Here is a 10,000-nt window from a genome sequence, read left to right as displayed (position 1 = left end):
TTGCACATTTCGTGGTCATCAAAGACACAAATCCACGCCGCGCGGGCGTGCGCCGCCTGAAGGTCGGCGTCGGCCTTATACTGGGCGTGGCGCGTGCGGTAGTCGGCCAGCGACACGATCTCGTGCGGCGGCTCCGGGATACGGCCCAGCAGCCGCCCATTGCCCATGCCATAGTCGTTCAGGCCCGCACCGTATTCGTAGATATAGTCGCCCAGATGCAGGACGGCATCGACCTCTTTCAGATCGGCAATGGCGCGATAGGCGTTGAAATAGCCGTTGGAAAACAGCGAGCAAGAAGCAACGGCCAGCACGACGCGATCGGTCTGCATCGGCAGGGTCCTGGCCTGACCGACGGGTGAGGTCACGCCCTGACAGATGAAGCGGTAATAATAGGTCTGCCCCGGCCTGAGCGCCGCCGCATCGACCTTGACCGTATAGTCGCGCCCGGCGTCAGTGACCAGACGACCAGTGCCGGTCAGCGTGCGGAAATCGGCCTGTTCGGCGATCTGCCACACGACTTCGGTGGCGGCCTCAAGACCCGACACCCGCGTCCACAGGATCAGGCGGTCGCTCAACGGGTCGCCCGCCGCCACGCCGTGCGCAAAGTGCGCGCCCTTGATCGGCGCCTGACCGGACCCGGATACGGCCGGAGCCGCCCCCATCAGACCGAAGGCCATCAGCGCCTTGCGGCGGCTTACCTTATACGTCGCGCTCATCTGTGCCGTCCCCTGCCGTTCGTACAGGACCGGCCATAAGCCGCTTCGGTGACAGGGTTATTGCGCCTGCATGACAGTTTTGTTCACAGACTTATGCACAGGGTGGGTGCCTCTGGATTTATACGCCTCCGACTGGCAGGCGCAGGGAGCCCAGTGTGTGAGCTTCAAAAGTAGCGCGTGTTTTAAGCACCGCGTCGCCCCCCTCCGCCTCGCAAGCTCGGGACCTCCCCACGGCAAAGCCGCAGGGAGGAGAGACGTCAGTAATTGATGCGCAGCGTTACGCCGACCATTCGCGGTTCACCGGCGATGAAGGTGGCGATACCGAGGTTGTCTCCCGTATTGCCCGCATCCTTGATATAGGCTTCATCGGTGACGTTATCGGCGAAGACTTCGACCGACCACGGGGCGTTCAGCGGCGCGTAGCCCAGACGCAGGTTCAGCAGGCCATAGGCGTCCTGCTTTTCGTCCTGTTTCGTGTCGGCCACCGGGCGCAGGCCTGCCACCGCCGGCTGGTACTTCGGCAGGTCGTTATTGTCGTCAAAGGCGACGTCCGACTGCCAGATGTAGGTCGGGGTGAACCAGAAGCGGGCGTTTTGCGTGCTGAACTTGAAGCGCCCGCCCAGCGACAGGCTGTGGTCGGGATTCAGGCGGAAGCGGTTGCCTTCATACAGGCCATTGCCGAAGCGGGCGTGGCTGTAGGCATAGGTGACAAACAGGTCAGCCCCCGGCGTCAGTCGGTAATAGGCCTGAGTCTCCAGACCGTAGGCGTCGGCTTCCCCCGCGCTGACTGTGATCAGGCCGCCGGTCGCGGTCGAAACCTGCGTCTGGAAGTTCTCGTACCTATAGCCATAGACCGCCGTATCCCAGCTCAGGCGACCGTCCAGCAGGCGCGTCTTCACACCCAGTTCAAGGCTATCGACGGTTTCGGCATCGGCATAGGTGAATTTCGGCGCGGCCAGCGGCGTGCTGCCCGAATCGCCGCTGAGCACCTTGGGCTGGCGGCCGCGCGCCGCCGAGGCGTAGGCGTTGATTGTATCGCTGAAAGCATAGCGGGCCACCAGACGGTAGGTGACACCGTCGTCCGAGAAGCTCTGATCGACGCGGTTGCCATTGCCCGGCGTCGGCTGCTTGAAGATACCGACCGGCGGCATACCGGCGACGACGGCCTGCACGACCAGCGGCGTTACCTGCGCTGTCCAGGCGTTGATCTGCGCCTGCGACGGTGCGGTGCCCGTCGCGGTGACGTATTGCGTGACCAGTTGCGTTACCTGCGCCTGCACATTGGCGGTAATCACCGGCGTCAGGCTGGAGGCCGCCGCCAGAGCCGAGGGGTTTTCCACCGAGGCGGCATAGCCCGACACCTTGTCGTCCTCAGTGTAGCGCACACCCGCGCTCAGTTCGAGCTTGGGCGTGACGCGCCAGGTGAGGTCGGCATAGGCGTCCACCGACTCGGTCTTACCGAAATTCGTCGAAGACTCGCGATGGTTAGTCAGCACATAGGGCGACAACACGCCGAAAGCGGCCGTGGCGGTCGCGTCCAGCACAGCGGGCGATTGCGGCGTCGGGCGCGCCAGAGCGTTCGCGAGGAACAGACCGGCCAGACGCTCATTGATCTGCATCGGCACGGCGGTCGAGGCCTCTTCCTTGAAATAGCTCAGGCCCGCAAACCACGAAACGGCCCCGCCCGCATCGTAGTTGAGGCGCAGTTCCTGAGACCACTGCTTGCCCTTGGCGTCTTCGGCGATGGCCAGCAGCGGCAGCGACATGCCGTCGGCGTCAAACACTTCCGAAGCCGAGAAGCGGCGATAGGCGCTGATCGACGACAGGCGATAGGCGTCCGACAGACGCCATTCGCCCAGAAGCGTGGTGCCGGTCACGGTGCGCTCCAGCCCCAGATCGCGGTTCTTGAACCCCGCGCCATTGGCCAAAGCCGCGCCGGAGGTCGGCGACAGGTCGCCGATCACGGCCCCCGTCTTCGGATCGGTGGGGGTAAAGGTGCCCGACTTGAAGCCCGTGCCCGGCGTCGAATCCTTCTGATAGTTGGTGATCAGGTCGAAACGCAGGGTATCGGTCGGACGCCAGGCTGCGGTAAGGCGCAGGGCATCGCTGCCCAGACCGTTGAAGTCGTCGCCGCCCAGAAGGTTTTCGGTATAGCCGTCGCGGTGCTTGGCACGGCCCGACAGGCGCACGGCCAGAGTTTCGCTGAGCGGCACGTTCACCATGGCATCGACCATACGGTAATTATAGTCACCGACGCTGATCGCCGCCTTGCCATCCAGCACGGGTTTGGCCTTGGCCTGAATGATATTGACGGCCCCGATCAGAGCGCCGCGCCCGAACAGGGTCGATTGCGGGCCCTTGGCCACTTCGACGCGGTCGAGATCGAACAGCTCGACATAGGCGCCGCGCGAGCGCGAGATCGACACACCGTCCTGAAACACCGAAACGCGCGCTTCGCCGGTCGCCGCGCCCGAATCGGAGGTGATGCCGCGCATCACGAAGCCGGGGTTGTTCGGCGATTGATCCTGCACCTCAAAGCCCGGCACGAACAGCGACAGCTCGGCGAAGTCGGTGACACCGACATCGGTCAGGAAGGACGCACTGAGGCCCGTCACCGCCGCCGGGACGTTGAGCAGCTTCTGCTCGCGCTTTTGCAGCGTCACCACGATTTCCGGCACACCGGCCTCATCCGACCCGGTGACGGTCTGGGTTTGAGCCAGAGCCGGTGCCGCCAGCATCAGGGCGACAACGGAAACGGAGGCAAGGCGCAGGACGGACATGGACGGCTTCCTTTGGCAGGAGGATGAGACAGAACATCCATCGCTTAACCAAAGCTTATGACAGTAGGGTTGCAGCCGTCACAATTACGCCCACATCCTGCAGATTGCTGCGCCCTGTCACGTAAAAGCGACAATTCCGGGCGAAACTATGAACCTGTGCCTCAACGAGTCGTATTAGATACTGTCGTTATTTTTTCGCGTCCCCCTCTTGTCAGTCGAAACCGTAACTCTTATAGTTACGCTTATCGCAGATCATTCTCTTAAAGGAGCCCGCCATGCGTCACGTCTTCAAATCGACCCTTATCGCCGCCGCCCTGTTCGCCGGCTCGCTGACCCCGGCCTTCGCCGCCCCGGAAACCTACGCCCTCGAAGCGACCCACACCGAAGTCGTCTTCTCGTGGACGCACTTTGGCTTCTCGAAGCCGACCGCCAAGTTCATGAACGCCGTCGGCACGCTGGTGCTGGACGAAGCCGCTCCGGCCAATTCGTCGGTCGAAGTCAGCTTCGCCATCGACGGCCTGAACACCGGCGTCGCCGCGCTGGACGAGCACCTGAAGAAGCCGGACTTCTTTGATGCCGCCAAATACCCGACCGCGACCTTCAAATCGACCAAGGTCGATGTGACCGGTAAGGACACGGCCAATGTCACCGGCAACCTGACCATCCACGGCGTCACCAAGCCCGTCACCCTGGCCGTCAAGCTGAACAAGATCGGCGCCAATATGAAGGGCGTGAAGACCGCAGGCTTCAGCGCCACGGGCCAGATCAAGCGTTCGGACTTCGGCATGGGCGCCTATGTCCCGGCGGTGAGCGACGAAATCGACCTCGTCATCACGGCCGAAGCCAACAAGAAGTAAGACCGGTTTACGGTTCGTTTTTTCCGGGGGTGCGGTCACGGCCGCGCCCCTTTTTTATTCAGGTGTTCCCATGACGTCGCAACATCCCCTGCCCACCCTCTATATTCCGCATGGCGGCGGCCCGTGCTTCTTTATGGAGTGGAACCCGCCGCATCTGTGGGACCGCATGGGCGACTATCTGCGCGACATCCCCCGTCAGGTGGGGCAGCGCCCGAAGGCAATACTGGTCATCTCGGCGCACTGGATGACCGAACGCTTCACGGTGCAGACCAAGGCGAAGCCGGGCATGTTGTTCGACTATTACGGCTTTCCCGACCATACCTACCGGCTGAATTACCCCGCCCCCGGCTCGCCCGAGCTGGCCGAACGGGTGATTGCGCTGGCGGCAGAGGCCGGTATCCCCGTCGATCGCGATGCGAAGCGCGACTACGACCACGGCGTGTTCGTGCCCTTCCTGCTGATGTACCCTGAGGCCGACATTCCGGTGGTGCAGCTTTCGATCAAGAGCAACTGGGACCCTCAGCAGCATATCGCGCTGGGCAAGGCGCTGGCCCCGCTGCGCGACGAAGGCGTGCTGATCGTGGCGTCGGGCATGAGCTTCCACGACCTCAAGGCCCTGATCCGCCTGAGTCTGGCCCATGAGCCGGTCAATGGCTCCCATTATTTTAATGACTGGCTGAACGACACGCTGACGGCCCACACCGGTGAGGCCCGCGAAGCCCTGCTGCGCGACTGGTCAAAGGGCGCAGGCGCGCGCATCGCCCACCCGCACGAAGACCATCTGGTGCCGCTGTTTGTCGCCGCCGGAGCCGCCAGCGACGCGAAGGCGGTGCGGACCTATGACGAGACTCTGCGCCCCATGAACACAGCGGTCAGCGGCTTTCAGTTCGGCTAAGGTTGGGGCGAGCTTGGCAGCTTTTATACGATACGCGTCAGTTTCGCCACTTCCGGGTTTGCGTGTGGGCGGCCATACTCTCCCTGTTAACGGAGGTGTCGCATGTACGATCTTTATATCGCCAACAAGAACTATTCCTCGTGGTCGCTGCGCCCGTGGGTGCTGCTGAAAACGCTGGGGATTCCGTTTACGGAACACCTGCACTATTTCTCGACCCCCATCGGTGAGAATGTGCAGTTTAAAGCCTTTTCGCCGTCATCTCTGGTGCCCGCCCTGCACGATCAGGGCCTGACTATCTGGGATTCGCTGGCCATAGCCGAGTATGTTTATGAGGCGCATCCGGCCGTGTGGCCTGCGGATCGTGAGGCGCGCGCCTTTGCCCGTTCGGCAGCGGCGGAGATGCATTCCGGCTTTTCCGTCTTGCGCACCATCTGCACCATGACCTGCGGACTGCGGGTAAAACTGCACACAATCAGCCCGGCGCTTCAGCGCAATATCGACCGTCTGGATGCGCTGTTCAGCGAAGGGCTAAGCCGCTTTGGCGGGCCGTTTCTGGCGGGCGACACCTTCACGGCGGTGGATGCCTTTTACTGCCCCGTGGCCTTCCGCGTGCAGACCTATGGCTTAAGGCTGAGCCCGCCCGCGCAGGCCTATATCGAGCGCCTGCTGGCCCTGCCCGCCATGCAGGACTGGTACGCGGCAGCGCTGGCCGAGACGGCGCGCGAACCGGAGCACGAGGCCGAGGTGACGGCGGCCGGCATCATCGTGGCCGACTATCGCGCGGTATAAAAAGAAATTGGCGGGAGGCTATCCGGACCTCCCGCCGCGGCAGGAAAACCTGCCGTTACACGCCGCAGCAAAAACGACGCATAAGGCGCTTCACGGTCTGAGCGAAACCGTGCAGTCCGGAGGAATGGGGCGGAATATAGATTTCGGCGAAGGTGGCCGCGCGCTTAAGCGGCGCAGGCAGGGCACGGCTGTCGGGAGACGACAGAGGCGCCATAAACGGATCGGGGGTACGCATACTGAAGACGCCTGACTAAAGGTTACACATGGTATGCCATACATAGCGTACCGTACAAATCAGAGTAATGCCGTTCTCTTAATGTGCGATTAATGCGCGGAAAGGTTGAGGCGCGCGAGGTCAGTGAACGGACGAGGCAGACCCTTTTTTCAGCTCATCCTCCAGCCATTCCATATCGTCGTCGCTGAGGCCGAAATGGTGCCCCGCCTCGTGGATCAGGATATGGGCGACCAGATCGCCCAAAGGCACGCCGGTTTCGGCCCATTCATCGAGGATCGGGCGGCGGAACAGGTGGATCATCGGCGGCAGGTCGCCTGTGAAGGTCTCGGTTTCCGCCGGGCGGCCCGTATGGAGGCCGGTCAGTTCAAACGGGTCTTCGATGCCCAGATCGGCCAGCAGGTCTTCGGCGGGGAAGTCCTCAACGATCAGCACCACGTCGCGCAGATACCCGGCAAAGGGCTCCGGCAGCTTGCTCAGCGTGTCTCTGGCCACGGCTTCGATATCGTCCAGCGACGGCGGGGGGCCAAACGCGGTCTGGCTCATTCGGCGTCCGGGCGATCAACGGCGTTTTCCGGATAGACCTCGACCGGCTTTTCGCCGTCCCACACCACCCAGTACTGCCCCAGCCGCCGCTTCCGCTCAATGGCTTCGGAGACGGCGGATTGCAGAGCCAGGAAAGCCTGTTCTGATTTTAGCCTGAATTCAGACGCCTCGGTCAATCGCCTGCTCCATGAGCTGCTCGTACAAATCGTTGCTGAATACCGTAACCCTGTCTGCGGTTTGCTCGAAAATGCGCTTCGGCATATCTGAGGTATTCAGATAGACCCGGCATTCGCTGACAGCTTGTCTGTAAGCGAACATCAGATTGTGCAGACTACGCGGGAAACGGCGTTCGATGTCAACCGTCGGGATAAAATGGCCGCCGTGCGCCACACGCTCAGCCACACGCTGTTTGGAAACCTCTACAGTCGGAAGCGCGAAGTAATAAAGCTCAACCGCCCAGCCATCGGCCTTCAAGCGTTCGATCAGCCTCAGATAGGTTTTGCCGGACAGCGTCGTCTCAAAGGCAAAATCCTCACGCGCAACAATCCGCGCCTCCATTTCTGTCAGGAACAGCCGTGCCGCCGCGGCGGCCTGCTGCTCCGGATGGAAGGGCGACAGACCCGACGCGATCAGGTCGGCATTGATGAAATGTGCCACCCCCACCGCAGGCAGGTACTTCAACGCAAATGTGGTTTTCCCTGCGCCATTCGGTCCGGCGATGATCAGACATCTGGGCATAGTCTTGTTCTCACGGACTCCCAATCGGAAATCGTGAGATTTGAGACGAATAGCAGGAGCCTAGCGCCGCAGGTACGCGAGGTACCTGCAAGCGACGGCGACGCACTCGTCGGCCAAAGACCGCGATTTCCTAAGCTTCGATGTCTTCCGGCAGACCGACCACATGGAAGCCCGCATCGACGTGCACCACTTCGCCGGTGGTAGAGAGGCCAAGGTCGGAGGCCAGCCACAGGGCCGCCCCGGCGACGCCTTCCATAGAGGTTTCTTCTTTCAGCAGCGAGAACTGACCCGACTTGGCGTGCAGCGAACGCCCACCGGAGATACCGGCCAGGCTGAGGGTGCGCATGGCGCCCGCCGAAATGGCGTTGACGCGGATCTTTTTCGGGCCAAGATCGCGGGCGATATAGCGCGTCGAGGCCTCAAGCGCCGCCTTGGCCACGCCCATGGTGTTGTAGTTCGGAATGACGCGCTCAGAACCCAGATAGCTCAGCGTCACCAGCGAGCCGCCGTTCGGCATCAACTCAGCCGCGCGGCGCGACACATCGACGAAGGAGAAGGCCGATACATTCATGGCCAGCAGGAAGCCTTCGCGGGTGGTGTTTTCGACGAACGAGCCTTGCAGTTCGTTCTTGTTGGCGAAGGCCACCGAGTGGATCACAAAGTCGATTTCGCCGTAAATCTCTTTGAGTTTGGCAAAGGCCGCATCCATCGACGCGTCGTCGGTGACGTCGCATTCGATCAGGTGCTTGACGCCGATGGATTCGGCCAGCGGCCCGACGCGGCGCAGCAGGCTTTCACCCATATAGGAGAAGGCCATGTCCGCGCCCTGCGCCGCCAGTTGCGAGGCGATGCCCCAGGCGATGGACTTGTCATTGGCAACGCCCATGACCAGGCCCTTCTTGCCCTTCATCAGCTCGCCCTTGGGGAATTTCCAGCCGTCTTCAGCCATATGTCTAATCCTATGAATACACCCTCCCCGCTACACAGGGAGGGATGTGAATTACAAATCCGCCTGCGACAGGATGATCGAACCGTTGGTGCCGCCAAAGCCGAACGAGTTCGACATCACGGTTTCCAGCGCGCCGTCGCGGCGCTCCCTCAGGATCGGCATACCGTCAAAGGCCGGGTCGAGTTCCTCGATATGCGCGCTCTTGGCCGCAAAGCCATGCTGCATCATCAGCAGGCAGTAGATCACTTCCTGTGCCCCAGCCGCACCCAGCGAATGGCCCGTCAGCGACTTGGTCGAAGAGATCAGCGGAGACGCTTCGCCAAAGACGTTACGCACCGCGCCCATTTCGCGCTCATCGCCCACCGGCGTCGAGGTGCCGTGCGGGTTGAGATAGTCGATCTTGCGGCCACCGGCCTGACGCAGGGCCTCACGCATACAGCGCTCTGCCCCCTCACCTGACGGGGCCACCATGTCGTAGCCGTCCGAATTGGCGCAGTAACCGACGATTTCAGCCAGAATATTGGCCCCGCGTGCCTTGGCCCGCTCATAATCTTCGAGCACGACCGCGCCCGCGCCCCCGGCGATGACGAAGCCGTCGCGGTTCTTGTCATAGGCGCGCGATGCGACCGGTGGCGTGTCGTTGAAGTTCGAGGACATGGCGCCCATGGCGTCGAACAGGTTGGACAGGGTCCAGTCCAATTCTTCGGTACCGCCGGCGAACATCACGTCCTGACGGCCCAGCATGATCTGCTCGGCCGCCGCCCCGATGCAGTGCACCGAGGTGGCGCAGGCCGAAGAGATCGAATAGTTGATGCCGCGAATCTTGAACCAGGTGGCCAGCACCGCCGAAGGGCCCGACGACATGGCCTTGGGCACCGCGAAGGGCCCGATGCGCTTGGGCGACTTCTTTTCGCGCGTCGTGTCAGCGGCTTCGACGATGGTGCGCGTCGAAGGGCCGCCCGCGCCGAAGATGATGCCCGTGCGCTCGTTGGAAATATCGCTCTCTTCCAGACCGGCCGACTTTATGGCCTGCTCCAGCGAGACTTGCCCATAGGCCAGACCGTCCGACAGGAAGCGCGCCGCGCGGCGATCGACCAGAGGCGTCCAGTCGCCGATGGTCGGTTTGGCGTGCACCTGACACTTGAAGCCCAGCTCGGCATATTCCGGCGCGGCGACGATGCCCGATTTGGCGTCACGCAGCGAGGCCGCAACCTCGTCTGCGCCCGTGCCGATGGATGAGACGATACCGAGACCGGTGATAACAACTCTACGCATAGTTCGCTTCCCTGTAGTCGAGGGGGTGCTTTTGATCAGACCAGATCCTTGGCGTCGAACAGGCCGACGCGCAGGCCCGACGCCGAATAGATCGGCTTGTCGTCAGCCAGCACCACGCCTTCGCCGATGCCCATGATCAGCTTGCCCGTCATGACCCGCTTCATATCTATCTTATAGGTCACCTTTTTGACGGACGGCGTGACCTGACCGGTAAATTTGACGT

General features: G+C 62.2%; 11 protein-coding genes and 1 pseudogene. 3 read left to right on the top strand and 9 right to left on the bottom strand.

Going from position 1 to position 10,000, the window contains the following annotated elements:
- On the bottom strand, positions 1-716 hold a 716-nt coding region (locus tag LDL37_RS07430; protein WP_290796153.1), incomplete at its 3' end, for an alkaline phosphatase D family protein.
- A 257-nt stretch (positions 717-973) separates the two neighbouring features.
- Positions 974-3,496: a TonB-dependent receptor gene (locus LDL37_RS07425; RefSeq protein WP_290796151.1), complete on the bottom strand. Its 2,523-nt coding sequence runs from the start codon at positions 3,494-3,496 to the stop codon at positions 974-976.
- A gap of 275 nt (positions 3,497-3,771) precedes the next feature.
- On the opposite strand from LDL37_RS07425, the gene LDL37_RS07420 reads away from it, so the two are divergent.
- From LDL37_RS07420 to LDL37_RS07410, 3 genes are all read left to right on the top strand, one after another.
- Entirely contained in the window at positions 3,772-4,353 is a 582-nt protein-coding gene (locus LDL37_RS07420; protein WP_290796149.1) for a YceI family protein, read from the top strand.
- A gap of 70 nt (positions 4,354-4,423) precedes the next feature.
- Complete coding sequence (locus tag LDL37_RS07415) at positions 4,424-5,248, top strand: class III extradiol ring-cleavage dioxygenase (protein WP_290796147.1); 825 nt, start codon at positions 4,424-4,426, stop codon at positions 5,246-5,248.
- A gap of 102 nt (positions 5,249-5,350) precedes the next feature.
- Positions 5,351-6,037: a glutathione S-transferase family protein gene (locus tag LDL37_RS07410; protein ID WP_290796145.1), complete on the top strand. Its 687-nt coding sequence runs from the start codon at positions 5,351-5,353 to the stop codon at positions 6,035-6,037.
- Between the two features lie 55 nt (positions 6,038-6,092).
- On the opposite strand, the gene LDL37_RS07405 is transcribed toward LDL37_RS07410, so the two are convergent.
- From LDL37_RS07405 to LDL37_RS07375, 7 genes and pseudogenes are all read right to left on the bottom strand, one after another.
- Positions 6,093-6,272 (bottom strand): hypothetical protein, encoded by a 180-nt coding sequence (locus LDL37_RS07405; RefSeq protein WP_290796143.1) that lies wholly within the window; start codon positions 6,270-6,272, stop codon positions 6,093-6,095.
- A gap of 120 nt (positions 6,273-6,392) precedes the next feature.
- Complete coding sequence (locus tag LDL37_RS07400) at positions 6,393-6,815, bottom strand: metallopeptidase family protein (RefSeq protein WP_290796141.1); 423 nt, start codon at positions 6,813-6,815, stop codon at positions 6,393-6,395.
- Positions 6,812-6,991 (bottom strand): hypothetical protein, encoded by a 180-nt coding sequence (locus LDL37_RS07395; RefSeq protein WP_290796139.1) that lies wholly within the window; start codon positions 6,989-6,991, stop codon positions 6,812-6,814. Before LDL37_RS07395 ends, LDL37_RS07400 begins: the two co-directional genes overlap by 4 nt.
- On the bottom strand, positions 6,975-7,553 hold the full coding sequence (locus LDL37_RS07390; RefSeq protein ID WP_290796137.1) for a zeta toxin family protein: 579 nt from the start codon (positions 7,551-7,553) through the stop codon (positions 6,975-6,977). Before LDL37_RS07390 ends, LDL37_RS07395 begins: the two co-directional genes overlap by 17 nt.
- A 130-nt stretch (positions 7,554-7,683) precedes the next feature.
- The gene (locus LDL37_RS07385) at positions 7,684-8,502 is read right to left on the bottom strand and encodes an enoyl-ACP reductase (RefSeq protein ID WP_290796135.1); all 819 of its coding nucleotides are present in this window, start codon (positions 8,500-8,502) and stop codon (positions 7,684-7,686) included.
- 51 nt (positions 8,503-8,553) lie between these two features.
- Positions 8,554-9,777 carry a beta-ketoacyl-ACP synthase I gene (fabB, locus tag LDL37_RS07380; protein ID WP_290796132.1) on the bottom strand — a complete coding sequence of 408 codons (1,224 nt, stop codon included), beginning with the start codon at positions 9,775-9,777 and terminating at the stop codon, positions 8,554-8,556.
- Between the two features lie 35 nt (positions 9,778-9,812).
- Positions 9,813-10,000, bottom strand: a pseudogene (locus LDL37_RS07375) (beta-hydroxydecanoyl-ACP dehydratase); the annotation flags it as partial.

It is taken from the genome of Asticcacaulis sp. (assembly GCF_020217185.1).
In the GTDB taxonomy this organism is placed as follows: domain Bacteria; phylum Pseudomonadota; class Alphaproteobacteria; order Caulobacterales; family Caulobacteraceae; genus Asticcacaulis.
This window is presented reverse-complemented; position numbering and strand designations above follow the sequence as displayed.

Bases quoted from the DNA above. Each gene is read 5' to 3' on its own strand.
- fabB (WP_290796132.1), bottom strand. From the start codon at position 9,777: ATGCGTAGAGTTGTTATCACCGGTCTCGGTATCGTCTCATCCATCGGC.
- LDL37_RS07390 (WP_290796137.1), bottom strand. From the start codon at position 7,553: ATGCCCAGATGTCTGATCATCGCCGGACCGAATGGCGCAGGGAAAACC.
- LDL37_RS07425 (WP_290796151.1), bottom strand. From the start codon at position 3,496: ATGTCCGTCCTGCGCCTTGCCTCCGTTTCCGTTGTCGCCCTGATGCTG.
- LDL37_RS07415 (WP_290796147.1), top strand. From the start codon at position 4,424: ATGACGTCGCAACATCCCCTGCCCACCCTCTATATTCCGCATGGCGGC.
- LDL37_RS07400 (WP_290796141.1), bottom strand. From the start codon at position 6,815: ATGAGCCAGACCGCGTTTGGCCCCCCGCCGTCGCTGGACGATATCGAA.
- LDL37_RS07420 (WP_290796149.1), top strand. From the start codon at position 3,772: ATGCGTCACGTCTTCAAATCGACCCTTATCGCCGCCGCCCTGTTCGCC.
- LDL37_RS07385 (WP_290796135.1), bottom strand. From the start codon at position 8,502: ATGGCTGAAGACGGCTGGAAATTCCCCAAGGGCGAGCTGATGAAGGGC.
- LDL37_RS07410 (WP_290796145.1), top strand. From the start codon at position 5,351: ATGTACGATCTTTATATCGCCAACAAGAACTATTCCTCGTGGTCGCTG.
- LDL37_RS07405 (WP_290796143.1), bottom strand. From the start codon at position 6,272: ATGCGTACCCCCGATCCGTTTATGGCGCCTCTGTCGTCTCCCGACAGC.